The sequence below is a fragment of the Vibrio harveyi NBRC 15634 = ATCC 14126 = KCTC 12724 genome, assembly GCF_001591145.1.
Classification (GTDB): Bacteria; Pseudomonadota; Gammaproteobacteria; order Enterobacterales; family Vibrionaceae; genus Vibrio; species Vibrio harveyi.
In genome coordinates this window covers 16,502-41,337 of sequence record NZ_BCUF01000041.1, presented here as the reverse complement: position 1 = coordinate 41,337, position 24,836 = coordinate 16,502, and the positions used below count along the sequence as shown (strand labels likewise).

The following is a 24,836-nucleotide window of genomic DNA, read 5'->3' as shown; positions in this document are numbered from 1 at the left end:
CACTTTCGCATTAATCCATTCAATCTTCATTCTGACTCTAGAAAAGCCGTCTAAAGCCACGTAAATTACTCTCATCAAAGTAAAATAATAAAACCACTTCCATGTGGTGTGGCTTGATGACGGCAGTGGTAGGGTAAATGCGAGCATTCTCTCAACTGGTTCAAAATGTGGATCAGCTTAATGACTTTTTAGTCACTTCTCAGTGTTGTGCAGATAAACGTTATCTGGTGCAACTCCTATCCACCCAATCACGCGATTCCGCTGCCTCGCTCGCTCGGGCAATACTCGAAAGATTACCCAACACGCACATCATCGGTCACAGCACCCGTCACGTTATCTTGGAAGGTGAGATCATCAACCATGGCTGCTTAGTGTGTGTGATGGAGTTTGAACAAACCACGCTCACGTCTGCGGTTCAGCATTATTCCTTCTCGCCAGATATCGATGGCTACGATCTCAAGCAAGCTTTACAACTGCAAGATAACTCCAAAGCCATTATTAGCTTTTCTGTCCAAATCGAACGCCGTGATTATCCGGTGTATCGCGTATTTGATGCCGACGGTCCGAAGGTTTCTGGCGGTTTGGCTCAAACCATCGATGACGGTTGTTGGGTTCTGCATCAAGACCAAGTTTATGATGAAGCGGTTGTCGCGGTTGCCTTGCACAGCAATACTTTGAAAACATGGACGAGCGCGTATTCTGAGTGGAACCCGATTGGTATGCCGCATAAGGTTACTCACGCCAAAGGGACGCGCTTGTATCGCTTGGGCGAGCGTAAAGCGTTGGAAGTGTACAAACATTACCTTGCTGACGGGCACGACCTATCGCTCAATCAACTGCTGAATTTCCCACTTTATCGAGAATCCATTGGGCGAAAAGAGGTGTGTGCCGTGACGGAAATCCATCCCGACGGCAGCATGAGCTTCGACCGTCCTTGGTGTTTGGGTGATGAAGTTCAGTTCTGTTACAACCATCCTTCGTTAACGCTTGAACAAGTTCGCCATGGAGTGGTGGAGCTTTCCATGCATCAGCCTGAAGCCGTGATGATTTATAACTGCGCATCGCGACTTGATTTTATTGATAGCAGCGATGAAGTTCGTGCCTTCACGGACATTTCTCACACGTCGGGCAGTTACTGCATGGGCGAGTTGTACGGCGAGAATCACCAACAAGAAATTCTGCACCATAGCCTGACTTACTTGGCGATGCGTGAGGGGGATGAAGTTGCTGCGCTTAATATGCCACAGCAAGAAGTGAGCACTTCTATCTCTCCCTTGTTTAGCCTGATCCGCAATGCGATTGGCGATCTAAATAACATGAACGCTCATATGGGGTATCAACTCGATCGCCAAGCGAAAAAGCTAGAACAGAGCTTCCGCCGAGATAGCCGCACAGGATTACAAAATCGTGTTGCGCTGCAAGAGCGTTTGATCAGCATTGATACCGATGAGCATTTACTGACGCTCAAACTGCTTAACTTTAGCCATATCAACGAAAAGTACGGTTATCGCGTTGGCGACCAACTGCTGAAAGACTTGTCGATGCACTTTAGCAATCGCCTGCGTAAACGGCTTGGTAAACCTGCCGCGCTGCAACTTTATAGCATTGGTGTCGGTGAGTGGGCGTTCTTATTCAAAGCTGACGGAAGCAGTGAAATGATTAAGCAACACTTTACTCGCTTTGCTGATGCGGTTGAGCAAACCAACTTTGAACCAAGTGGCTTACGAGATATTGATTACCTTTCGATTTCATTGTGCGGTGGCTTAGTTAGCCGTCGTGATTTTCCAACTGCATCGCCGGATGAATTGCTCCTCAAAGGCATTGAAGCGCGAAGAGCTGGGGTGCGAAGTAATACTCATATCTGTAATGCCAAAGACATTGAGGTCAATGAAGATGTGCGAAAAGAGCAGTTGGGTTGGTTGAGCTGTGTGAGCCGCGCTATTCTCAAGCAGAACATCATTACCTACAGTCAGCCAATTGTGCACGCTTACAACCATCGTCCCGCGAGCCAAGAGTGTTTGGTGCGCATCATGGAAGAGGATGGCAGCATCATTGCGCCGGGGCGTTTCTTACCTATCATTTCTGATACGCATTTGTACACGCGTTTGAGCCGTCACATGATTCGCTCAACGCTCAACTACATGAAAGACCAGCATGGTGACTTCTCAATTAACTTGTCACCTCAGGATTTACTCAGCGATAAAACCTTGATGTTGCTTGAACATGCTATTACTCAGCTGAACGACCCAAGACGGATTGGTTTAGAAGTCTTGGAGTCGGAGCAAATCAAAGACTACGGGCGAATGATTGAGGTGTGCAGTCACTTTAGAAGCCTAGGTGCACGCATCATTGTCGACGACTTTGGCTCGGGTTACTCCAATATTGATGAGATCCTCAAGTTAGAGCCGGAAGTGATTAAGCTCGATGGCAGTTTGATTCGCTATATCGACAAAGACCAAAAGCAGCGCAAGATTGCCTCGCAGTTGGTGCGTTTGTGTCAGGTATTTAATGCTAAGACCGTCGCGGAGTTCGTGCACAACAAAGAGGTGTGTGACATTGCGCAGGACATGGGGGTGGACTATCTGCAAGGTTATTATTTGGGTGAACCGACACGTTTGTTTTAATGTGGCTTTGCTCTAATTGAGCTTAAGAGCTCTAAAGTTTTGTTTCACGTGAAACAGCATCCAATAAAAAACGCAGCGTTAGAGCTGCGTTTTTTTGATTCTTAAGAATGTTAGGCTTTGAGCTCGTGACCACTTTTCTCGGCTTGGAAACGAGGAAGGTATTGCTCGAAGAAGTCCAGCATCTGTTGCTGGTTTTGCTCTTCACCGAGTTGCCCCAGCAATTGCGCTGCTACTTCAAAGGTACATAGATTACCTTCTTGTTGGTTGCGGCGCAGTTGATACTGCGAATCGACTTGAGTGGCTAAGCCCATCATCGCGACACCTTCTAGCCAACGGCTTTTGTTGATCATCTTGCGCGCCTCTTGCCAAGTCGCATCAAGAATGATGTACAACGGTTGTCTGTCTTGCTCGGTACTTTGTTGCTGTACTTGTTCAAGCGTTAGGCTTTCTTCACTTGGGAATAGCAGCACTGGCAGCAGGCTTGGATTAGCTAACGTTTCTAACAACGCTGCTGGTGGCGTTTTTCGGTCCCAAACGACTTGAGTGACATTCAGTTGGCACTGGGTGAGCAGTTTGCCAGTGTTGGTATCGCGCGTCAGTTCATTGGGGTGCATTAACAGCATCAGCGAGTGTTCACTGCTTAACTTCGGCAGCAGTGAACAGATGCAGTTGAACTGGAAGCCACAATGTGGACAAGGCTGCGCCATTACAAGCGCACCCCATCACGAACAGGGCTGATGCCATCTGAGAATAGACGCACGCCGCTGACTTGTTCTTTGCTCGCTTTTGGCGCCAAGCTTGGGTTGATTGGGTAACTTACGCCTGTGTATTGCATCACGTGTTGCCCAGGTGTTGCGCCGCCACCGCTGACATTGAAAATCAGGTCACGCCAGCCGTGCGAGGTTTGTTGACCAAGCATAATTGGGCTTTGCACTAGCGTCATACGGCTATTGAAACGCCACTCTTTCTCGTGGTTTTCGAATATCAGCAGAGTACAACCGCCAGAGCCACACCAATCAAGTTGCACCAGTAATTCTTCATCACCATCGCCATTCAGATCGTAAGTCAGCCAACGGTATTGGTTATTGCTTGGGTTGGTTTGATTAATGAAAAAGTAGTTACGTACCGCCGCATCCACTTTTGAATTAAATTCGGCACTGGATGGAATGTCCGCAGCTGCAATTGGCGCACTACCGCGTTCAGGCGCTTCTTGCTCAATGCCTGAGTTACGCACTGTTGCTGGGTATAGCACTAAGCCGCCATCGGCAATGGGATAAACCAAATTGCCCACTTTCTCTTTGACTGCTTTCAGCTGGTTGCCTTCGCGAGTAAATAGGCGCTCGGTCATTAAGCGTTGTTGCTGGTGGTGAGTCATCAATACTTGTACTTGCGATGGGCTCAGTTGTTGCCAGTAGCCGCGTTCAATCAATGGCGGTTGTCCGTCTGAATAGCTGTATTTGGTGATGGCACTGTGGTCGCTGTTGAGTGTCATTTGCACTTCGAAGCCTTGTGACTGGGTCGACGTCGCGACGTAAGTGTTCACCCATTCTAATGTTGAATCTACGTTGGCTGTCATACCACAGCCTTGATAGGTTTTATCGCCATGCTCTAGTGTTGCTTTCCAGCCGTAGAGAGAGTTGCTCATGGTGTCTGAACACAAGTTCTCGGTCATGCGCAGTTCACCGTCATCCAACTGGTAAGTACGCTGACGAGGTTGCAGTTTGCTGCTTTTGATCTCGAGTGTTTGTGTCGACTTGCCCATTTGCTGGAACTTGAGCGTATTGCCTTCAAAGTTGGCAGCCCACGAAGGTTCATTACCAAATACGCGAGTGGGTTTACTGGTTTGTTTGCAGCGATGCGGATTTTCTGTGGTGAGGAAGTTCACCTGCTCAACCACAAAGTTAGCATCGAAATCTGCAGAGAAACCGTCGATGCCCGGCGGGTTGAGATGACCAATTACTTCACCATACATGGTTTGATAAGGTTCATTGGTGATGGCTACTGCACGTTGGATTTGTTGCGGTGACAGTTGCAGCCAGTATTGTTTGTCGCTGCCACAAGGTGTGATGTACTGGCTTTCATGCCCAATCACTACTTCACCACGCAGCATAAAGGTTTGAGGTAAGATGGTTTCCGGCTTATCTAAGGATGCAGGCGGAATAGTTGGGGTGTCTGCATCGGACTGCTGCGGTTGCATGCTACATGCTTGCAGGACCAGCAGTGTGGCTAATGCCACTGGGTTTTTCAAAGCCTTCATGTTATATCTTCCTCATTACTTAATCTGCATCGGATGGCATTATGGCATATTGGTTATTTAAAACAGAACCAGATACCTTTTCTATTGACACGCTTCGAACCCAAAAGGTTTCATGTTGGGAGGGAGTTCGTAATTATCAGGCGCGTAATATGATGCGTGACCAAGTCAAATTGGGTGATTTGGTGCTGATTTACCATTCCTCTTGCAAGAACGTGGGTGTGGCTGGTATTGCCAAAGTGACCCGTGAAGCGTATCCCGATCACTTCCAGTTTGACCTTGAGAGCGATTATTACGACCCGAAATCCGACCCAGAAAATCCGCGTTGGATTATGGTGGATATTGAGTTTGTGCGTAAGACTGAACGCTTGATTCCGTTGTCGGTCATGAAGGCGATGCCAGAACTAGAAAACATGCCATTGGTGAAACGCGGCAATCGCTTATCGATCATGCCTGTGAGCGAAGAAGAGTGGCAAGCAATCCTCGGTAAAGAGAAGTTGCCGAGTCAGCGATAAAAGAAAAGGGCTGCATAGTGCAGCCCTTTGTGATTTTGCCGATAACCTGTTGTTGATAGCCAATACAGGTTATAGCAGATGATCTTGTAGGTAGTGTGCAACCGCATCGTCAACGTTGCTGCCGATTACTTCATTGTTTGGTAGTGCTTTCATCACTTTCTCGTGAGATGTACCCATCACCAATCCTTTACCCGCCATGGATAGCATTTCTACGTCGTTCATGCCATCACCAAAGGCGATGGTGTTTTCCAATGTTAGCCCAATAGACTCCGCGACTGCCTTCAACGCATCACCTTTAGACACACCAGCGCTCATCACTTCCAAACACCAAGGTGTTGAGAATGCGATGTTTAGTCGATCGCCAAATTGCTCACGTAACTTAGTCTCGAAGGTCACAAGATGGTCGTGATCTTTTGCTGGGTGAGTGAAGAAGATTTTCGCAATGCCATCAGTTGGTGCGTTGTCTTGATCGTACAACTTATAAGTGAACTCTTCATGGAATTCGCGTAACTCATCGTCATCTTTGTTCAACAACCAGTCGTCGTTTTGATACATGTGGATAAGTATTTCAGGATCCGTTTTGATCGTGTCGATCACTGATTGAACCAAATCTTCAGGTACGTTCTGGCTGTACATCTCTTGATCATTCTGGTCGTGCACACGTGCTCCGTTCGAAGTAATCATATAAGCCGGAATACCTACCGTGCGACGAATGCTTGCGACGTCTACGTGGTGGCGACCCGTTGCAAAGACAAATGTGTAGCCTTGTTCATGCAGCGCTTTGAGCGTCTCTTTCGAGTAAGCGCTTAGCTGGTGGTTTGGTGCGAGTAAAGTGCCATCCAGATCTGAGGCAACGATTTTAGTGATCTCTTTGCAAGGTAGCGATGTGCTCATGAAGCCCTCGTAAACGGTTCGGATAGAGTAGAACAGGTTGATTGCACACGGAGCGCAGTAGATTGACTAGATCGTACTGCTCCGAGTGCGGGGAACATGATGAAGTCTACGCCAAAATAAGGAGGAAAAAGAGGGTAAATCGCTGAGCTCGTATTTCCTCTTTAATCTGATTTATTGGCTGTGCTCACGCATGAAGGCAAAAACCGCATCAAGTGCTTGGTTGCGATACTGGTCTTTTTCAAACAAGATTTCGTGCTCTGCGCCAGCAATAGAAACTAGGCTGGCATTGGGGTTAGTCTTACTTAGCTTATCGATAAAGCGTTGCTGCGCGGCGTTACTCACGATGCGATCGTTACCTGATTGAACCAATAAAACCGGAACTTTAATTTGGCGTGTCAGCAAAATACATTGCTTGGCTGCCATCAAGCCTTGCCATACCCAGCGTGTACTCGGACCGCCCACTTGTAGCTCTGGTTTATCGCGGTATAAACCACGGAACCAGTGATAACGATCGTAGCTTTGGCTAAGTGGGTTATCTTCAAACGGTTTTGGGTAGTATTCCTTATGACCCGGCGCGTAGCTTGGTTGCGGGGAAACCGCTGCAAGGATTTGCGTGACTGGAATCGCGATAGGGCTGAGATACCAAGGAAGGTTGATACCAAACATCGGAGCACTCAGAATCAAACCGTCAAAGTTGTGGTCTGGGTGAGTTTGCAGGTAACGTGTTGCAATTGCACCGCCCATCGAGTGGGAAATGACAAAGCGCTGCTGGTATCCACTCAAATTGAGTTGCTGCAGTACCAATTCCATATCGTCAATATAATCATTAAAGTTATAGACGTGACCCATGTCTGAGTCTGGTAGCAGGCGATCTGATAAACCTTGTCCTCGGTGGTCAAACGAATACACGTCATAACCTTGTCGATATAGGTCGTAGAACAGTTCTTGGTATTTCCAGGAGGCTTCAATGCGACCGTTGACGATCAGTACGGCTTTGGTGTGTTCGGGATTGGTGAGTTTGCACCAGTAGATTTTCTTTTTCTCTGTCCCTTTTACAAAGCCTTCTTGGCGTTCTTGCCAAAGTGCTGCGATCGGACCACCTATTGCTTGCTCAAATAAGGTCTCTTGAGTATAAGTCAAAGGTGAATGGTTAATAGCCATTAGTCGATTACCTGAAGATACGTTGTTTACGCGATGTATCATCGAAGAATTATTGAGGAAATGCAATGGATACCCATGTTTGGTTAGCCTATGTGGTAACTGCAATCGTTTTTAGTCTGGCTCCGGGATCTGGCACCGTCAACTCAATCAGTAATGGTTTGAGTTACGGCACGCGCAAGTCATTGGGTGCTATCGTTGGTTTACAGATTGGTTTGGCAATTCATATTGCTTTGGTTGGCGCTGGCATTGGTGCTTTAGTCGCGCAATCGGCAACGGCATTTACTGTGATCAAATGGGTTGGTGCAGCTTACCTTGTGTGGCTCGGCATTCAAAAGTGGCGTGATACATCCGGCTTGGTTGCGACCGAAAGTCACCAAACCATGTCAGGTACTTCTCTGTTGTACAAAGCCATTCTTATCAACCTGACTAACCCGAAATCGATCGTATTCTTGGTGGCACTGTTTCCACAATTTATCGATCCAGCGAAAGACCAACTAACTCAGCTGTTGGTATTGGGCGTGACGACGGTGACCATTGACGCGTTTGTGATGCTGGGCTACACCAGTTTGGCCGCACAAATGGGACGCTTTATTCGCTCAGATAAGATCATGGGCAAAATTAATAAAGTATTCGGTTCAATGTTCATGGGATGTGGTGCATTATTAGCGGCAGCTAAGTAACAAGTTATAAAAAGCACAATAATTTCGAATGAAAAACGCATATGTCGCCCGCCAGCCAATCTTTAACCGTAAAAGACAGACGCTGGGATATGAGTTGTTGTTCCGCGATGGTGAAAGTAATGCCTATCCTGCGCACATCGATTCAAACAGGGCGACATACCGATTGATAGTAGAGAACTTTCTCTCTGTCGGAACCAATCCTCTGATTGCATCTTCACGATGCTTCATCAATTTTCCTCACCAAAGTTTGCTGCGTCGGCTGCCAAGAAGCTTGCCGAAAAACAAAATCGTGGTTGAGGTACTCGAAACCTGCCAACCAACCGATGAGCTGCTTGAAGCCATTCGCGAACTGTACCGTGAAGGCTATTTGATCGCGCTTGATGACTTCACGTTGACTGACGAATGGCGTCGTTTCTTACCGTATGTCCATATCGTGAAACTCGATATCATGGCGATGGGGCTAAAAAAGGCATGCGACTTAGTTAAGAAGCACACTAAAAAGCGCACCAAATACCATTTCTTAGCTGAGCGAGTAGAAACCGAAGCTGAGTTTGAAGCGACCAAAGAGGCAGGCTTTAAATTCTTCCAAGGCTACTTCTTCAGCAAGCCTGAAGTGATGCAGACTAAATACGTGAGTCCCGAGCAAGTGTTGGCGCTCAAGCTATTTCGAGAAGTGTGTGTCCCCGATCCAGACTTTGACCGGATTGAAAACATCATTACTCAAGATGTCACGCTGTCGTACAAGTTACTGCGTTTTGTGAATACACAATCGACCACGTTAGAAGTGACCATCACTTCATTCCGCCAAGCTTTGATTTATCTTGGACAAGAAAAGCTCAAAATGTTTGTCTCACTGGTGGTTGCGTCATATATCTCCGGGCAGAAGCCGCGCGAGTTGTACAACTTATCTTTGCAACGCGCTCAATTCTGCGAAGCTATGTCGCGCTATCAACCTTTTGCGCATCTCAACGAGCAGGGTTTTATGGTTGGCTTGTTATCGATTCTCGACGCCATGCTTGATTTGTCTGTGGAATCTTTAGTGGGACAGCTGCCTTTAAGCCCTTCCGTGCAGCAAGCCTTGTTGCATCGCCAAGGTGAATACGGCGCGTTGTTGGCAATTGAGGAATGCTACGAGCGTGCCGATTGGGCAGGCGTGGAGCAATTCTCCCAGCAACTCGGACTTTCTGTGGATGATGTTAAGTCTGAACTTGGCGAAGCCGTTCGCTGGAGCCAGACCTTTTCTGGCGCCTAATCTGATCAAATATTAAACTTTTATTACAGTCGAGCACGATCGCTTGACGTTATTCTATTTTTAAATAACTATATGCGCATATCCATATATAGGTATGTAAGTATGCTTCCACATCAGTTTTTCAAACTTCTTTCCGACGAGACTCGTGTGCGTTGCTTAATGCTGGTGGTTCGTGAAGGGGAAACTTGTGTTGGTGATTTAGCCCATGCGCTACAACAAAGCCAACCAAAGATTTCTCGCCATCTGGCTCAGCTAAGATCAAATGGTATTTTGGTTGATAAACGTCAGGGGCAATGGGTGTACTACGAGCTGTCAGATCAATTACCGGGATGGATGCAAAAACTGATTGATGACTTGGTAGCCTCGAATTGCTTGAAGCAAGAGTACCAAGAAGATATTTCACGTTTGCACGACAAAGCTCGCGCAGCGTGCTGTTAACCAGCGAAAGCTTAAAGGTAGAAGATTATGACGATTAAAGTAGGTATTAACGGTTTCGGTCGAATTGGTCGTTTGGCATTACGCGCAGCGTTTGATTGGCCAGAACTAGAGTTCGTACACATCAACGATGTAGCGGGTGATGCGGCGACTCTGGGTCACTTACTTGAGTTCGATTCAGTTCAAGGTCGTTGGAACCATGCAGTGCAAGTTGAAGGCACAGACATGGTGATCAACGGTAAGCGCATCACGACTTCACAAGAGCGTGATATCGATGCTGTGAACTGGGGTCAATGTGATGTTGTGATTGAAGCAACGGGCGTTCATCGCAAAACCTCATTCCTAAACAAATACCTAGAGCAAGGCGTAAAACGTGTTGTTGTTAGCGCACCAGTAAAAGAAGACGGCGTAGCTAACATCGTAGTGGGTGTGAACGACCACATCTTCGACCCTGCGCAGCACCGCATCGTAACCGCAGCGTCTTGTACAACGAACTGTATTGCACCTGTTGTGAAAGTGATTCACGAAAAACTGGGCATTGAACAATCGTCATTCACAACGATTCACGATTTAACTAACACACAAACGATTCTGGATGCGCCGCACAAAGACCTACGTCGTGCACGTGCGTGTGGCATGAGCCTAATCCCAACCACAACGGGCAGTGCAAAAGCGATTGTTGAAATCTTCCCTGAGTTGAAAGACAAGATTAACGGTCACGCGGTTCGTGTTCCTCTGGCAAACGCCTCACTCACTGACATTATTTTTGATGTGAAACGTGATACCACAGCAGAAGAGGTTAACGCATTACTGAAAGAAGCTTCTGAAGGCGAGCTAAAAGGCATCCTTGGCTTTGAAGAGCGCCCATTGGTTTCTATTGATTACAAAGGCGACCAACGTTCAACTATCGTTGATGCGCAATCAACCATGGTAGTAGGTTCTCGTATGGTGAAGATTTACGCTTGGTACGATAACGAAATGGGTTACGCGACGCGTACTGCAGAATTGGTTCGTAACGTTGGTATGGCATAAGGAGCTTTAAGATGTCTCATCCTACATGGCAATTAGATTTAGAAGCGGGCGCGTTGGTACTGACTCCATGTCCAGGCACCAAAGGTGTTGAACTGCAAGCTTCGCTAGAGCAGCTAAAAGCGCAAGGCGTAGAAGCAATTGTTACTGCTCTTGATAATGCTGAACTAGCAGCAAAAGACGTGTCTGCGTTGGGTGAATTGACTCAACAATTGGGCATGAAATGGTTCCAAATTGAGATTGAAGATGATTGTGCTCCGGGCGAAGAGTTCGCTGAAAAATGGTCACAAGCGAGTCCTGAACTGCACGCGATTCTTGCTCAAGGTGGTAAGGTTGCAATGCACTGCATGGGGGGCTCTGGTCGCACAGGTTTGTTCGCTGCGCACCTACTGTTAGAGAAAGATTGGGCGCTAGAAGACATCGTGCGTGAAGTGCAAGCGCTGCGTCCTGGTGCTTTCACAAAGCCTGTACAAGTTGAGTACATCGAGCGTGTAGCTCAAAACGCTTGATCAGCTTATAGAGCTTTTGGAACATCATGATCCAAAAGCTCTCTTTATGCTGTGATGGCTTACCAATTTATGTGATTCTTGTTTATTGGTTTTACATTTAAACTATTGTTTATTAATAAATAATATTTAGATTTTCATCAGTTCTTGTTTCACAATTTAGCGCCAGTATTGAGATGGCTCAATGCTGGTGTTCAGGTCATAGAGTATTTGGAACATCATGATCTAAATACTCTAAATGCTGTACATCTGAGGTCGTTATGATTTCAAAACTAAGCAAAAGTATCCGTCAGTATATGCTGGTGACGTTCAACTATTGGAACTTCACCGTGACGGATGGTGCACTACGTATGCTGGTGGTGCTTTACTTCCATGACTTAGGTTACTCAAGCTTAGCCATTGCTTCGCTGTTCCTTTTCTATGAATTTTTTGGCGTAGTGACCAACTTGGTTGGCGGCTGGTTAGGTGCTCGACTTGGTTTGAACAAAACCATGAACGTCGGCTTAGGGATGCAGATTTTCGCCTTGCTGATGCTGGCAGTGCCCAATGCTTGGTTGACCATTCCTTGGGTAATGGCGGCGCAGGCAATTTCGGGTATTGCCAAAGACTTAAATAAGATGAGTGCCAAGAGTGCGATCAAAACTTTGGTGCCAGACGAACAGCAAGGTGCACTTTATAAGTGGGTTGCGATCTTAACGGGCTCGAAGAATGCACTGAAAGGTGCGGGTTTCTTTGTTGGTGGTTTATTGCTATCAGCGTTTGGTTTCCAAACTTCGATGATCATCATGGCAAGTGTGCTGGCGATTGTCTTCGTGTGCAGTTTAGTTTGGTTAGAAGCGGATATGGGTAAGGCGAAGAGCAAACCTAAATTTCGTCAGATTTTCTCTAAGTCAGAATCGGTGAACATCCTTTCTGCAGCGCGTATGTTCCTATTTGGTGCTCGTGATGTGTGGTTTGTTGTTGCACTGCCGATTTACCTTGGCAGCGTATTTGGTTGGGATCACCTGATGGTGGGCGGCTTCCTGGCAGCTTGGGTGATTGCTTACGGATTCGTTCAAGGCTTTGCACCTCGTATTACCGGTAAAGCGCAAGGTCGAGTGCCAGATGGCAGCGCGGCATTAATTTGGGCTGGTATCCTTGCTGTTATCACTGGTGCAATTGCTTACGGCGTGCAGATTGGCTGGCAACCAGAACTGGTCATTGTGGTGGGCTTGATGATTTTTGGTGCCGTATTTGCGGTGAACTCATCTTTGCACTCTTATCTAATCGTCAGCTACGCAAAAGGCGACGGTGTTTCATTGGATGTCGGTTTCTATTACATGGCGAATGCGATGGGACGTTTGATCGGTACGGTTCTTTCTGGTTGGATTTACCAAGAAGCAGGGCTTGCTGCATGTTTGTGGGTGTCCTTTGCCTTCTTAGCGCTGACAACGGTCATTTCTATCAAGCTACCAAAAACCAAAGTAGCTACGGCTTAAATCGATTTACGAGTTAGAAATAAAAATGGCTCCATATTGGGAGCCATTTTTGTATTTACGATTCAGTATCGCAAATCAGTAAATCTTGGTTATGGGCAAAGGCGACCTTGCTGTGCCGGTTGCGTCATTTCCATATCACCTTTTAACGAACGGTAAACGATGGTGTTCCAGACTTCACCATTGTCCATTTCGAATTCAATCGCGTAGTTAATGCCATTCACGACTTGAGTTCGTACGCTCAAGATTTCTTTTAGTTTAGCAGCGGTATTCATCTGCCCAAGAACAAAGTCGAGCGCTTGCTGAGCCTCAGGTGTTACTTCACCTTGTGACCAGCCGCCAGCAAGATTTTCCGTGCTGCAGATAGGGTTCGCTTCCGATTGCGATTGTGTTGGTGCCACGGTCTCTTCCTTTTGATTACATCCAGCTAAAGCCACTACACTAACCAGTGATGCTAATAATGTTTTCTTCATAAAGACCTCTCTTAATAATCTGTCCAGCATCCTAATGGAAAGAAACGGCTAAATCTGTTTCATATCCAAGAAAGCTTAGGGCTGGTGATCCTATTTGTACAATAGGATTTGTCGCTAACTATTGTGCAAATCAATGTTATTAGAGCTTCATAGCTGAGTTAAAAATAAGCAAAAACAGATTGTTAACTATTTAACTGAGCGAAAATTACCCTATGCTATAGACGTGAAGTTACACAAACTAGGAAAGGGTATGAGAGAAAGGGTTCTGTTTTTCGACTTATTACGTTGTGTCGCTGCTGTGGCAGTGATCGCTATTCACGTGTTAGCGCCATATCGTAATGAATTGGGCGTGATTCCATTCGATCAATGGGCGACGGCAGTCGGAGTGAACAGCGTGACGCGTTGGGCGGTGCCAGTGTTTATTTTGATAACTGGTGCATTGATGCTCAGCGATACGCGTCCTTTTGATGCCAAATACTACGTCAAACGACGTTTAGGCAAAGTGCTGGTGCCTTTTTTGGTTTGGTCGATGTTTTACGCGTATTTATCGGGTTGGACAGCGCAAGGTTTTGATTTTGCCACGGTAAAAGAAGTGGTGAGTAACAGTCCGTATCATGCAACTTATTATCACCTTGGTTTTTTCTACTACTTTATTCCACTCTATTTTGTGATTCCGTTGTTTCAATGGATGGTTCGCAATGTCGATGACAGCGTTATTTACACCTATTTAGCGCTTTGGTTGTTCACGAGCACCTTATTCCTATTCAAAATTGATGGACCATGGAGTAATCAATATTGGCTTTACATGGGGTATTTACCGTTAGGCTATGTGTTGTTTAAGAAAATTCCATTAAACCGTTCCGTTGTGACGGCGTTTACTGCGTTTGGGTTGGTGGCATTAGCAGTGACGTTTACTATGGTTGTGACCAACAGTTTAGAAGCAGACAAATACACAGTAGGGCGCTGGTTCTCATACAAAACATTGAATGTGATTCTCGCAGCATCGATGATTTTTATGTTGTGTCGTTACTTTGGAGAGGGCTTGGCACCGAAAGCGCAAAAAGTGGTGAGTTTTATTAGCCAGCACAGTTTAGGCATTTATCTTCTTCACCCAATCTTCTTATGGCCGATGAAAGCATTCGGTTGGTATCAAGGCCACCCTGCATGGGTGATTCCTGTCTGGATTGTATTGAGTGGTGCTGGAGCCTTGGCGATGAGCTATCTGTTCTCCAAGTCCGCCAAGACTCGCTGGTTGCTACCGTAGATTAGCGCTTTAAGGCGAAATGTAAGAACTTATCGCCACGGTAAGTCAGTGTGCCTTTATCACCCGGATTGAGTGCGTGGTAATAGTGCACACCGATTTGAAATTCGCGTTTTGGTCCAATCGAACCGCGTTGTACATAAATCCAATATTCTTGATCGTCTTGACCTGGCTCTGCATCCGGTACTTCTATTGCTTGTTTGTCTAAGATGGTCACTTGAGCACTTTGCTCAGGTGCATCTTCGCCAAAGTAATGTTTGCTGTAGAAGCGGAAAAACGCCCATGCGCCGAGCGCAATCAGAGCGAACAAAGCCAAAATAAGTGAGATTGGCATGATAACCTCCAATGTTTCATTGGCACCTATTTTACAGAACTCCCTGATTAAACTATGAGTTGAGATAAATTATTCGTGATCTAGTAAAAGCGTCGTAGATTTTATTCGGCGCACTTCACATTTTATATGCGTTCAAGAGCACAATTTAAAAGGAAATTTGCACCTTTTGGCTCGAAAAAGTTCTAAATTTATAGAAGAATGAAATGACTGACGAAGGAAGGGTCAAGTAAGGAGGGTTACGATGTCAGATATTGAGAAAGTAGTCATGCGTACCCGAACGATCGAGAAACTTCTGCGTACGCAATACCACGCGGAAGGGAAAGGGTTACATCAGCTTATCACTAGTTGTGAAGAGCGCTTGCCGCATGACGTTGTTGCTAAGTTGCGGTTTATTGCGACCGTAAGAAACAAGGTTGTTCACGAAGAGGATTACAAGCTGGACGATCGAAAAGGTTTCTTAGCTGCGTGCGATGCATGCGAAAAGGAGCTGACACCACGAAGTTCACGCTTTATTTGGCGAGCGGCGATTTTGTTAATGGCCTTGATTACGCTCGCTGCACTTGGTTTCTACTACATGCATTGGGACATTCTGGTTAAGCATTTGTAGACGATAAAATTTGAATAATAAAAAAGGGACGCGAAAGCGTCCCTTTTTTATTTTAAACAGTAACTTAGTACATCATTGGCAGTGTCATTAAACCAACAACCACTGCAATCATTACCAGCCCTTGTTTTTGAGAAGAAGAAATCATAACACTACCCCTAAAATCATTGATGAACTCGATGTAAATAATATAGCACTGTTTTTGAGCTTTGATCAACTTCAAAGCGGAAAAGTTTTCAAAACTCGCACTTAACTTAAGTGTTTTTACCCTAAATTGACTAATAAAACTGTGTTTTTTGTGCTGTTCTTTAAGTGTTCGACTTGTTGTTTTTCTCTTCTTTTTGTTTTTAAGTGTATGATTTTAATGTGTTAAATATGAGTGATCTTATGATGAAATAGTGTTTCTTGTCTGGGTGGTGATGTTGGTTGACTATTTTTGCTGAATTTCTCAAAAGTTGAGAAAATTAGGTTTTGTGCTAATGAAGTGAACACTTATGGACGTCCATTTCGTCTTATTTTTCCTATCTAATGAGAAAACTACAGTATCAAAAGGCTTTAGCTATAATCTACAATAGCTAAGGTTAGGTTTTTATCGCTTTTGTTAACTATTCTTTTTTATATCAAGTGGTTAGGTGTAGTTGTTTGAACTTTTAACCTGAGGTTTTACTACTCTGGTAGTTACGAGTCTTGTTATGGAACGGTGTTTTTAGCTTTCTGAGTGGTCAGAGGTGGTGGATTTGGTTTTTGTGTCGGTTATTTATCCATAACGGTTGCATGGCGAACAAATTGGCGGTTTGTTTTTCAATTTATTGAAAGTCAGCGAATTTATTTCGGCGCCGTTGATTGCTTTGACTAAATCATTCACCTCAATGATTGCGAGAAAAACGATAACCATTAATTGAGTAAGTTGCGGCTACAAAATGTTGCGATTCGCTATCGAGATCCAACTTTCACTGATTGCATCTTTACATCAAGATTGGTCTACCTAGACTAGCGGCGAGATTACGTGAAAGGTGTATCGGCATGTGGAGTTGGTTAGCGATAGGGCTATCGGGGATGTATTCCGTGTTGGGGGCGAAACAAGCCAATCCAACGCAGTCTCTCACATTTAAAATCTTTACTCTGCTATTGCTGCTGATTTTGGCACTGACCGAAGGTTCTTCAGCACCACACACATATTGGATCGTTGGTGGTTTAGTGGTTTCGATGTTTGCTGACACTCTTCATTCATTTAAATCTCGCAAACCTCTTTATTTCGCGGGTTATCTCCTAGCACAAATCTGCTATAGCAAATCATTTTGGGTTCAGCTCAATGGTGACATCGTTTGGTGGTTGTTAGCTCTGCTTCTCGCTGCAAGTATCGTCGCGTTTTTCCTACTATTGCCACAATTGGATTCCATGGTCTTTCCGGTCGTGATTATGGGCATTATGCTGGTTCAACTGGCTTGGGCTGCGGGAGAGGTGTGGTTACAAGTGCCGAGCTTTGCGAATGCGCTCGGGTTTAGCGGCACCTTAGTGATGATTTATTCCGCCTTAGCTTATGCAATACATGGTTATCGTAAGCCGATGAAACGCGCCTATGTCTGGGTGAGTGGCAGCTACTTTTTTGCTCATGCGTTAATTGTTGCCTCTATCATTTACTAACTCAGGTCAAAGTACCTCGTCTTTTTTTCAGTAAACTGGACGAATTCAACTTGATGACCGGAGTCAATAATGACTGAAATTCATGCTCACAATCTACTGAACCTACTTCGTGAAACCCCAATGAACCGTGATGAGCTTGCGGGTCACTTTGGTTATGAGGCACGCTTTCATACCTGTAAGCTGAATGATCTAGACTTAGATGCATTGCTAGAGTTTTTGCTAAAGCGAGAAAAAGTACGCGAGCTAGAAGGTAAGTTTGTCGTAAACATGGCGCGCGTTTGCAATCACTAAGCGGCGGTTAAGCGTTGTTCTGTGAAGGCGATAAATGCATTTCGCCTTCAAACATATATTCATGTAGTCACTTTGTTATACTGGCCGCCAATTTTCCTGTCGAGGTCAGAACATGGACATTCTTTCTGCAGCGACCATGCTGTTTCTTATTATGGACCCGCTCGGCAATTTGCCGATTGTGCTATCCATTCTCAAACATCTCGATGCAAAGCGTCGTCGCAAAGTACTGATCCGTGAGTTAGTGTTTGCCTTGATGATTTTGATGCTGTTCTTATTTGCAGGGCAGAGCATCATGAGCTTCCTTCATGTTCAGCCTGAAACCTTGAGTATTTCTGGTGGTATCATTCTGTTTATCATCGCCATTAAGATGATTTTCCCAAGTGCTGGCAGCATTACTGGATTGGCTGCCGGCGAAGAGCCGTTTATTGTACCAATGGCTATCCCGATGATTGCGGGACCTTCGGTGATTGCAGCGCTGCTTTTACTTTCTTCTCAGCATCCCGATAAGATTATGGAGCTGTCTGCCGCCGTGTTAATTGCTTGGGGCGCGACTTTCTTTATTTTGATGTTCTACAGCTTCTTCCACCGTATCCTAGGAGAGCGTGGCTTAAAAGCCGTTGAGCGATTGATGGGACTACTGCTAGTGATGATATCTACCCAAATGTTCCTTGATGGGGTGAAGAGCTACATGGGCTGAGCCATTACCGAGATGATAAATACAAAAAAGCCGCTCTTATGAGCGGCTTTCGTTTATCTGTCTTATTACATCATGTGCTTACGACGAATATCGAGCAGAGCAAAAATACCAAAAATCAAAATGGAGTACTTTTCCCATGCGCTCATCTTAATCTTGTCGCCAAATGCACCAATGAAGATCGCCATTTGCAAACCGTGCATGATGAACAAGAATGCGGTCATGATGTACAACGCAATCGCTGCTTTGCCAGGGAATGGCATAAAGAAGTTGAGGATCAACACGAACCAGACAAAGGCGATGGCCGCTTTAGCCAGTATCAATAATGCTTTCATTTAACTATCCTTTTAAATCGAGGCTTTAAGCTGGTGAGCGTTCGTATAAACGGTAGCTCACTTGACCTGCGGTTTTCTCGCGGTGTAGGTGCCAGCTCTCTGGTAGCCCAGCAATGTTCAGCTCTTTTTCAGTTTCAATATAAATCATCGCATCTTCAGCAAGCCAGCCGTTTTGCTCTAGCAAGGTCACGGTTTCATCCAATAATCCTTTGCGGAATGGCGGATCGATGAATACTACGTGGTGAGGTGTCCCTGGTTGCTGCAAAAAGCTAATTGCATCAGTGTTCACTACTTGAATGTTGTTGGCATTCAAGGAAGTTACGTTCTTTTGCAGTTGCTGAAATGCTTGTGGATTTAGCTCAATCATAGTTACTTGGTCAGCTTGGCGTGAAGCTGATTCAAAGCCTAAACCGCCTGAGCCCGCAAACAAGTCGAGACACTTCGCCTGCGGTACATCTTGAGCTAACCAGTTAAACAGGGTTTCTTTTACGCGATCCGTGGTTGGGCGTAAGCCCTCTGCATCATGAACAGGGAGCTTTCTACCTCTCCATAACCCACTAATAATGCGTACAAAGCCCGTTGTTGGCGTTTTTTGTGATGAGTTTTGCTGGCGACGTCTTACCATAGATTTTTTGACCGCTAATAAAGTGATACTATACCCAATCGCCCAAGCTTTGAGCTTGGATACAGCCCAGAATATTCAAGATGACAGAGTGTAACACTAATAAGATTAGATTTACCTAATTGGAAAGTTTTCACAACTTTGTCATTCGCCTTTTCTGTAAAGTTAATATTCTTGTCAGAAAAGAGTCATTAATAGATAAGAAGACAATCTAGGATAGCCCCAGATGACGGAAAAAAAGAAGCGCGGATTACTTTCGTGGCTAGGTTTTGGTGATGAAGAGCAAAGCCAAAAACCGACAACTGAAGAATCAGTAAAAGAAGAAGCAGCGGAAGCTCCTGCCGCCGAGCAACAACCAACAGAAGACGTTGCCGAGCAAGCAGAAGAAAAAACAGCGGTTGAAGCGGAGCCGGAGAAAGCCGAGGCTGCCCCAGCAGAAGCAGAAGCAGAAGCAGAAGCAGAAGCAGAAGAGCCACAAGTACCAGTTGCACCTCGCGTTCAAGAACAAGAAAAACCAACCGAGAGCTTCTTTGCTCGCCTGAAGCGTAGCCTGAGCCGCACAAAAGCAAACATCGGTGCGGGTTTCTTTGGTTTGTTCAGCGGTAAGAAGATCGATGATGACCTTTTCGAAGAGCTAGAAGAACAACTGTTGATTGCTGATGTAGGCATGGAAACCACCACAAAAATCATCAACAATCTGACTGAAAAAGCCTCTCGCGGTGATCTTAAAGATGGTGAAGCACTTTACGGCCTGCTGAAAGAAGAGATGGCAGAAATCCTTGCGAAAGTAGAACAGCCTCTCGAAATCGACAGCAGCAAAACCCCTTACGTTATCTTAATGGTTGGCGTGAATGGTGTCGGTAAAACCACCACAATCGGTAAGTTGGCGAAGCAATTCCAAAACCAAGGTAAGAAAGTCATGCTTGCGGCGGGTGATACCTTCCGTGCGGCAGCGGTTGAGCAGCTACAAGTATGGGGTGAGCGTAACAACGTTCCTGTGATTGCTCAGCACACTGGCGCGGACAGTGCCTCGGTTATCTATGATGCGATTGAAGCGGCAAAAGCGCGTGGCGTCGATGTCGTGATTGCCGATACTGCCGGTCGTCTACAAAACAAAGCGAACCTAATGGAAGAGCTGCGTAAGATTGTACGTGTAATGAAGAAGATTGATGACTCAGCGCCACACGAGATCATGCTGACGCTAGATGCAGGTACAGGTCAAAATGCAATTAGCCAAGCGAAACTTTTCAGTGATGTTGCCCCTCTAACCGGGATTACATTGACTAAGCTGGATGGTACAGCGAAAGGTGGCGTGATCTTCGCTATCGCTGATCAGTTCGAAATCCCAATTCGCTACATTGGTGTAGGCGAAGGCATCGAAGACTTGCGTCCATTTGAAACTCAAGAGTTCATTGACGCTCTGTTTAGTCGTGAAGAGTAACAAGAGTTAGAGGAAATCAACGGTGATCAAATTTCAGCAAGTGAGCAAAGCTTACCGAGGTGGTCGACAAGCCTTACAGAAAGTCGATTTTCACCTTCGACGCGGAGAAATGGCGTTTTTAGGTGGGCATTCCGGGGCAGGTAAAAGTACCTTGTTGAAACTGATATGTGCGATAGAGCGACCAACCGATGGCAAAATCCATTTCAATGGTCACGATATCACTCGTATCCCAAACAAAGACATTCCCTTCTTGCGTCGCAATATCGGGATTGTTTTCCAAGATCACCGTCTATTGATGGATCGCAGTGTGTTCGACAACGTTGCACTGCCGATGCGCATCGAATCGATTTCTGAAAACGAAATCAAACGCCGTGTTTCTGCGGCGTTGGATAAAACGGGCTTGTTGGATAAAGCCCGTTGTTTGCCAAGTCAACTTTCGGGTGGTGAACAACAACGTGTTGGTATTGCACGCGCTGTCGTAAACCGACCAACTCTACTGGTGGCCGATGAGCCAACTGGTAACCTTGATCCAGAGCTGTCTAATCGTGTGTTACGATTGTTTGAAGAATTTAACCGTGCTGGCGTAACGATTCTCCTTGCGACGCACGATATCGGGTTAGTAAACACTCGCCCACAATATCGCCATTTTGAATTGAACCAAGGCTTCCTAAGTGAGGTAGAAGACTATGGTAGGTAACAAGCGCACCCAGAAGAAAGGGAAAGGTCGCAGTGCCAAGCGTGCAAATACCGATGGTTTTTTCTCTGTCCATGCAAAACAAGCAAAATCTTCTTTTGGCGCGTTATGGCGTCGTCCTTTAGGTAACATTCTTACCTTAGCTGTTATTTCAGTGGCATTAGCGATGCCAGCTTGCTTGTACTTGCTGGGTAAAAACGTGGCGAGCGCAGCACAAGACGTCGCTTCACCATCGCAAGTTAGTGCTTACTTAGTAGAAGGCATGCCTGATGCGCGTGTGATGGTGTTAAAAGACCAAATCGAAACGTGGCCTTTGGTAAAAGAGGTGGAATATATTTCGCCGCAACAAGGTCTATCTGATTTAAGCCAATACGCTGGCTTTGACCAAGCGTTGAGTCTGTTGAGTGGTTACGCACTACCAGGCGTGTTGGTGATCACACCTGATTCAGAAGTAAAGAGTGATATTCAGTCGATAGCCAAGCAAGTCCGTGAGCAACAAGACGTTACTGACGTTAGGCTCGATGAAGATTGGCTGGCGCGTCTTGATGCCATCAAAACCCTTGCTGGCATTATTGTCATCACCCTGACAATACTGATGTTAGGTGCTGTATTTTTAATCGTCGGCAATACATTGCGCTTTAATGTGCTGGCGAACAAAGAAGAGATTCAAACCATGAAGCTGATTGGTGCGACCGACGGTTTCATTCTGCGTCCTTACCTGTACACGGGTATGTGGTTCGGTGTGCTGGGGGCGAGCATTGCTTGGTTAGTCACCGCATTGATTACTGTGGTGATGAACAATGCCGTTGAGCAATTGGCTTCACTATACGACAGTCAGTTCCGCTTGATTGGTCTGAGTTGGGATGAATCTCTGCTATTAATTATCACTGGTAGTTTGCTGGGTTGTATCGCCGCACGAGTATCCGCGCAGCGTCATCTAAAAGAAATTGAACCAGTTTAGGTGATAAAGGTCTTATACTTGGAATTTATTAGCACAAGCTAATTTTTACCTCTTGTTTAGACAATTTGTTTATGGATAATTACTCGCCCTTCTTGAAACTTGTTCATTTTAAGTTCAAGATGGCCAAGCTAAATTGCAATGTAATGCTCCAGATCAGAGATTGATGAGGAATTGAATGACAAAAGAAGCGTATCCGATGGCTCTAGTCACGCAAGATAGCCTTGATAGCTATATCCGTTCTGTAAACAGCTACCCAATGCTAACTGCAGACGAAGAGCGTGAGCTTGCAGAACGATTACACTACAAGGGTGAAATTGACGCGGCGAAAGGCCTTATCTTGTCACACCTACGATTCGTTGTTCACGTTGCTCGTGGCTACTCAGGCTACGGTTTGCCAATGGCTGATCTAGTACAAGAGGGCAACATCGGTCTTATGAAAGCGGTTAAGCGTTTTAACCCTGAAGTGGGTGTACGTTTGGTTTCTTTCGCTGTTCACTGGATCAAAGCTGAAATCCATGAATACGTATTGCGTAACTGGCGTATTGTTAAGATCGCGACAACCAAAGCGCAACGTAAGCTGTTCTTCAATCTACGTAAGTCGAAAAAGCGTCTAGGTTGGTTCAACAACGGTGAAGTTGAAACCGTAGCCCGTGAGCTAGGTGTCGAGCCTTCAGAAGTACGTGAAATGGAATCGCGTCTAGCGGCAGTGGACTCAACGTTCGATATGCCAATGGATGACGACGACAATGTAAACTCGTACACAGCGCCAATGTTGTACCTAGAGGACAAATCGTCTGATGTAGCAGATAATATTGAAGCTGCTAACTGGGAAACGCATACTAATAATCGTTTAGGTCACGCTCTTGCGAGTTTGGATGAGCGTAGTCAACGTATTGTCCGTTCTCGTTGGTTGGATGACGAGAAAGCAACACTTCAAGATCTAGCGGATGAGTTTGGTGTATCTGCCGAGCGTATTCGTCAGCTAGAAAAGAACGCGATGAAGAAACTGAAACTTGCTGTCGGTGAGTTCTAACTTTCGCTTCTAATCTAAAGTAAGATTTTCATAGAAAGCCGAGATCATGTGATCTCGGCTTTTTTGTTTTCGATCGAAAATCGATAGTGTTTGCGATCTAATTTATCTGTGCTACCTGTGTATAACTCTGTGAAGTAATTATTCATCAACTGTTCGAAAGCCGGACTAAATAAGGCTTAGGCGTGGTTTTTCACTTGGGGATAGTTGTAAATATACACACAGTTAGATCAAGATCATTACTACATCTTGTGGATCAAATGATCCAAATATACTTTATCAACGCAATTCACAGATTTATCCACAAACGGTGCGAATGTGTACAGCTTTCAATGACCTGACTATCTCTGTGTCTAAGTTTGGCTTTGGATAGGTTACAATGGCGTCAATAACGAAAACGACATAGAGAAAGTAAATGGACCAGTTTCAACATATCGATGTTCAAGGCGCTCAGGCATTGCTCGAACAAGGTGAAGCAAAACTTGTAGATATTCGTGACCCTCAATCTTTTGCTGTCGCGCATGCAGAATCCGCTTTTCATCTGACTAATGATTCGATCGTTCCTTTCATGAACGATGTGGAATTCGAACAACCAATCCTAGTGATGTGTTACCACGGCATCAGTAGCCAAGGTGCGGCACAATATTTGGTTAACCAAGGCTTCGAACAGGTGTACAGTGTGGATGGCGGCTTTGAAGCCTGGCAACGAGCAGAACTACCGATAGTGAGAAGTTAATGAAGAGATTGGTAACGTTAAATAATCCACGTATGGCGCAAGCCTTCATTGATTACATGGCATCACGCAAGATTGATATTCAGATGACGCCGGAAGGTGAAGGACAGTTTGCACTTTGGCTGACGGATGCGCAGCATGAAATTGAAGTCGAAGCCGAGCTAAAACAATTCTTAGCCAATCCATCAGCGTCGAAATATAGCGCCGCTTCGTGGGACGTTGCCGATACTCGTAAGAGCAAATTTCATTATTCCAGCCCGAGCATTATGGGTATGGTGAAAGCTAAGGCGGGCCCAGTGACCTTGCTGATCATGGTTGTCTGTGCCGTTATCTACTTTTTGCAGATGTTCGGCTTTGGTGATGGTGTGTTTGCTTTATTGCATTTTCCTGCGTTCGAAGGGCAGCAATGGCAGCTCTGGCGCTGGGTTAGCCATGCGTTATTGCACTTCTCTGTTACCCATATTGTGTTCAACCTCTTGTGGTGGTGGCAATTGGGAGGTGATATCGAGCGCCGTTTAAGCTCTGGAAAGTTACTGCAAATCTTCCTTATTTCTGCAGCGCTCTCCGGCGCGGGTCAGTTTTATGTTGAAGGAGCAAACTTCGGCGGTTTATCTGGTGTGGTTTATGCGCTACTTGGTTACTTGTGGATCCTTGGTTACCGTTGTCCACATCTTGGCTTAACACTTCCTAAACCTATTATTGGCTTTATGCTGGTGTGGTTGGTTCTTGGCTATGTTCAACCATTTATGGCGATTGCCAACACGGCCCACTTAGTTGGCTTACTTTCTGGTATGGCGATAGCGTTGTTTGATTCTGGTAAACAGAAATACCAACAAGCCTCCTAAGTTAATGATTTACAGACACCAACAAAAAGACCACCAATCGGTGGTCTTT

Annotated in this window: 27 protein-coding genes; 19 read left to right on the top strand and 8 right to left on the bottom strand. The window is 45.5% G+C overall.

Going from position 1 to position 24,836, the window contains the following annotated elements; genetic code table 11:
* Positions 1-137: 137 nt before the first annotated feature.
* Positions 138-2,624 carry a bifunctional diguanylate cyclase/phosphodiesterase gene (locus VHA02S_RS18915; RefSeq protein ID WP_017817446.1) on the top strand — a complete coding sequence of 829 codons (2,487 nt, stop codon included), beginning with the start codon at positions 138-140 and terminating at the stop codon, positions 2,622-2,624.
* Positions 2,625-2,734: 110 nt separating this feature from the next.
* Here VHA02S_RS18915 and VHA02S_RS18910 read toward each other — a convergent pair whose 3' ends face one another.
* Together VHA02S_RS18910 and VHA02S_RS18905 are read right to left on the bottom strand one after the other, a co-directional pair.
* A complete protein-coding gene (locus VHA02S_RS18910) occupies positions 2,735-3,331 on the bottom strand; it encodes a tRNA-uridine aminocarboxypropyltransferase (protein WP_038897947.1) in 597 nt (198 codons plus the stop codon).
* Entirely contained in the window at positions 3,331-4,881 is a 1,551-nt protein-coding gene (locus VHA02S_RS18905; RefSeq protein ID WP_038897948.1) for a COG3650 family protein, read from the bottom strand. The genes VHA02S_RS18910 and VHA02S_RS18905 overlap by 1 nt, the downstream gene beginning before the upstream one ends.
* A gap of 41 nt (positions 4,882-4,922) precedes the next feature.
* Between VHA02S_RS18905 and VHA02S_RS18900 the strand changes: the two genes are divergently transcribed.
* Entirely contained in the window at positions 4,923-5,393 is a 471-nt protein-coding gene (locus VHA02S_RS18900; protein ID WP_005452022.1) for an EVE domain-containing protein, read from the top strand.
* A 69-nt stretch (positions 5,394-5,462) separates the two neighbouring features.
* Here the strand turns inward: VHA02S_RS18900 and VHA02S_RS18895 are convergent, their stop codons facing one another.
* On the bottom strand, positions 5,463-6,287 hold the full coding sequence (locus tag VHA02S_RS18895) for a Cof-type HAD-IIB family hydrolase (RefSeq protein WP_009695945.1): 825 nt from the start codon (positions 6,285-6,287) through the stop codon (positions 5,463-5,465).
* 171 nt (positions 6,288-6,458) lie between these two features.
* On the bottom strand, positions 6,459-7,448 hold the full coding sequence (locus VHA02S_RS18890; protein ID WP_038897949.1) for an alpha/beta fold hydrolase: 990 nt from the start codon (positions 7,446-7,448) through the stop codon (positions 6,459-6,461).
* Positions 7,449-7,513: 65 nt separating this feature from the next.
* On the opposite strand from VHA02S_RS18890, the gene rhtB reads away from it, so the two are divergent.
* The 6 genes from rhtB (at position 7,514) to arsJ (ending at position 12,828) form a co-directional block, all read left to right on the top strand.
* The gene (gene rhtB, locus VHA02S_RS18885) at positions 7,514-8,128 is read left to right on the top strand and encodes a homoserine/homoserine lactone efflux protein (RefSeq protein WP_005452019.1); all 615 of its coding nucleotides are present in this window, start codon (positions 7,514-7,516) and stop codon (positions 8,126-8,128) included.
* Positions 8,129-8,156: 28 nt separating this feature from the next.
* Positions 8,157-9,380, top strand: a complete 1,224-nt coding sequence (locus tag VHA02S_RS18880; RefSeq protein ID WP_005452018.1) for an EAL and HDOD domain-containing protein — start codon at positions 8,157-8,159, stop codon at positions 9,378-9,380.
* A gap of 102 nt (positions 9,381-9,482) precedes the next feature.
* A complete protein-coding gene (locus VHA02S_RS18875) occupies positions 9,483-9,818 on the top strand; it encodes a metalloregulator ArsR/SmtB family transcription factor (RefSeq protein WP_005452016.1) in 336 nt (111 codons plus the stop codon).
* A 27-nt stretch (positions 9,819-9,845) separates the two neighbouring features.
* The gene (locus VHA02S_RS18870; RefSeq protein WP_005430364.1) at positions 9,846-10,847 is read left to right on the top strand and encodes an ArsJ-associated glyceraldehyde-3-phosphate dehydrogenase; all 1,002 of its coding nucleotides are present in this window, start codon (positions 9,846-9,848) and stop codon (positions 10,845-10,847) included.
* Positions 10,848-10,858: 11 nt separating this feature from the next.
* Positions 10,859-11,353, top strand: a complete 495-nt coding sequence (locus tag VHA02S_RS18865; RefSeq protein ID WP_005452015.1) for a cyclin-dependent kinase inhibitor 3 family protein — start codon at positions 10,859-10,861, stop codon at positions 11,351-11,353.
* Positions 11,354-11,610: 257 nt separating this feature from the next.
* Positions 11,611-12,828: an organoarsenical effux MFS transporter ArsJ gene (gene arsJ, locus VHA02S_RS18860; RefSeq protein WP_038897950.1), complete on the top strand. Its 1,218-nt coding sequence runs from the start codon at positions 11,611-11,613 to the stop codon at positions 12,826-12,828.
* An 89-nt stretch (positions 12,829-12,917) separates the two neighbouring features.
* On the opposite strand, the gene VHA02S_RS18855 is transcribed toward arsJ, so the two are convergent.
* Entirely contained in the window at positions 12,918-13,298 is a 381-nt protein-coding gene (locus tag VHA02S_RS18855) for a cystatin domain-containing protein (protein ID WP_038897951.1), read from the bottom strand.
* A gap of 250 nt (positions 13,299-13,548) precedes the next feature.
* Here VHA02S_RS18855 and VHA02S_RS18850 point away from each other — a divergent pair, with 250 nt between their 5' ends.
* On the top strand, positions 13,549-14,562 hold the full coding sequence (locus tag VHA02S_RS18850; protein WP_005452013.1) for an acyltransferase: 1,014 nt from the start codon (positions 13,549-13,551) through the stop codon (positions 14,560-14,562).
* A 1-nt stretch (position 14,563) separates the two neighbouring features.
* On the opposite strand, the gene VHA02S_RS18845 is transcribed toward VHA02S_RS18850, so the two are convergent.
* The gene (locus tag VHA02S_RS18845; RefSeq protein WP_009695938.1) at positions 14,564-14,893 is read right to left on the bottom strand and encodes a DUF2500 domain-containing protein; all 330 of its coding nucleotides are present in this window, start codon (positions 14,891-14,893) and stop codon (positions 14,564-14,566) included.
* A gap of 241 nt (positions 14,894-15,134) precedes the next feature.
* Here VHA02S_RS18845 and VHA02S_RS18840 point away from each other — a divergent pair, with 241 nt between their 5' ends.
* The 4 genes from VHA02S_RS18840 (at position 15,135) to VHA02S_RS18825 (ending at position 18,129) form a co-directional block, all read left to right on the top strand.
* Positions 15,135-15,500 (top strand): hypothetical protein, encoded by a 366-nt coding sequence (locus VHA02S_RS18840; protein ID WP_005430355.1) that lies wholly within the window; start codon positions 15,135-15,137, stop codon positions 15,498-15,500.
* 1,020 nt (positions 15,501-16,520) lie between these two features.
* Complete coding sequence (locus tag VHA02S_RS18835; RefSeq protein ID WP_005452011.1) at positions 16,521-17,141, top strand: lysoplasmalogenase; 621 nt, start codon at positions 16,521-16,523, stop codon at positions 17,139-17,141.
* Between the two features lie 69 nt (positions 17,142-17,210).
* The gene (locus VHA02S_RS18830) at positions 17,211-17,432 is read left to right on the top strand and encodes a YecH family metal-binding protein (protein ID WP_009700794.1); all 222 of its coding nucleotides are present in this window, start codon (positions 17,211-17,213) and stop codon (positions 17,430-17,432) included.
* Positions 17,433-17,544: 112 nt separating this feature from the next.
* Positions 17,545-18,129, top strand: coding sequence for a YhgN family NAAT transporter (locus tag VHA02S_RS18825; RefSeq protein WP_005452008.1), 585 nt, complete (start codon positions 17,545-17,547; stop codon positions 18,127-18,129).
* Positions 18,130-18,194: 65 nt separating this feature from the next.
* Here the strand turns inward: VHA02S_RS18825 and VHA02S_RS18820 are convergent, their stop codons facing one another.
* Both VHA02S_RS18820 and rsmD read right to left on the bottom strand, forming a co-directional pair.
* Positions 18,195-18,461, bottom strand: a complete 267-nt coding sequence (locus VHA02S_RS18820) for a DUF1145 domain-containing protein (RefSeq protein WP_005438504.1) — start codon at positions 18,459-18,461, stop codon at positions 18,195-18,197.
* A gap of 25 nt (positions 18,462-18,486) precedes the next feature.
* Positions 18,487-19,086, bottom strand: coding sequence for a 16S rRNA (guanine(966)-N(2))-methyltransferase RsmD (gene rsmD, locus VHA02S_RS18815; protein ID WP_005452007.1), 600 nt, complete (start codon positions 19,084-19,086; stop codon positions 18,487-18,489).
* Positions 19,087-19,309: 223 nt separating this feature from the next.
* Here rsmD and ftsY point away from each other — a divergent pair, with 223 nt between their 5' ends.
* From ftsY to glpG, 6 genes are all read left to right on the top strand, one after another.
* On the top strand, positions 19,310-20,524 hold the full coding sequence (ftsY, locus tag VHA02S_RS18810; RefSeq protein WP_038897952.1) for a signal recognition particle-docking protein FtsY: 1,215 nt from the start codon (positions 19,310-19,312) through the stop codon (positions 20,522-20,524).
* 22 nt (positions 20,525-20,546) lie between these two features.
* Entirely contained in the window at positions 20,547-21,221 is a 675-nt protein-coding gene (ftsE, locus tag VHA02S_RS18805) for a cell division ATP-binding protein FtsE (RefSeq protein WP_005452005.1), read from the top strand.
* Positions 21,211-22,179, top strand: a complete 969-nt coding sequence (gene ftsX, locus VHA02S_RS18800) for a permease-like cell division protein FtsX (protein WP_005452004.1) — start codon at positions 21,211-21,213, stop codon at positions 22,177-22,179. Before ftsE ends, ftsX begins: the two co-directional genes overlap by 11 nt.
* Positions 22,180-22,354: 175 nt before the next feature.
* The gene (gene rpoH, locus VHA02S_RS18795; protein WP_005452003.1) at positions 22,355-23,212 is read left to right on the top strand and encodes an RNA polymerase sigma factor RpoH; all 858 of its coding nucleotides are present in this window, start codon (positions 22,355-22,357) and stop codon (positions 23,210-23,212) included.
* A 412-nt stretch (positions 23,213-23,624) separates the two neighbouring features.
* A complete protein-coding gene (gene glpE, locus VHA02S_RS18790; protein ID WP_009701354.1) occupies positions 23,625-23,945 on the top strand; it encodes a thiosulfate sulfurtransferase GlpE in 321 nt (106 codons plus the stop codon).
* Positions 23,945-24,787, top strand: coding sequence for a rhomboid family intramembrane serine protease GlpG (glpG, locus tag VHA02S_RS18785; RefSeq protein WP_038897953.1), 843 nt, complete (start codon positions 23,945-23,947; stop codon positions 24,785-24,787). Before glpE ends, glpG begins: the two co-directional genes overlap by 1 nt.
* The last annotated feature ends 49 nt before the right edge of the window (positions 24,788-24,836 follow it).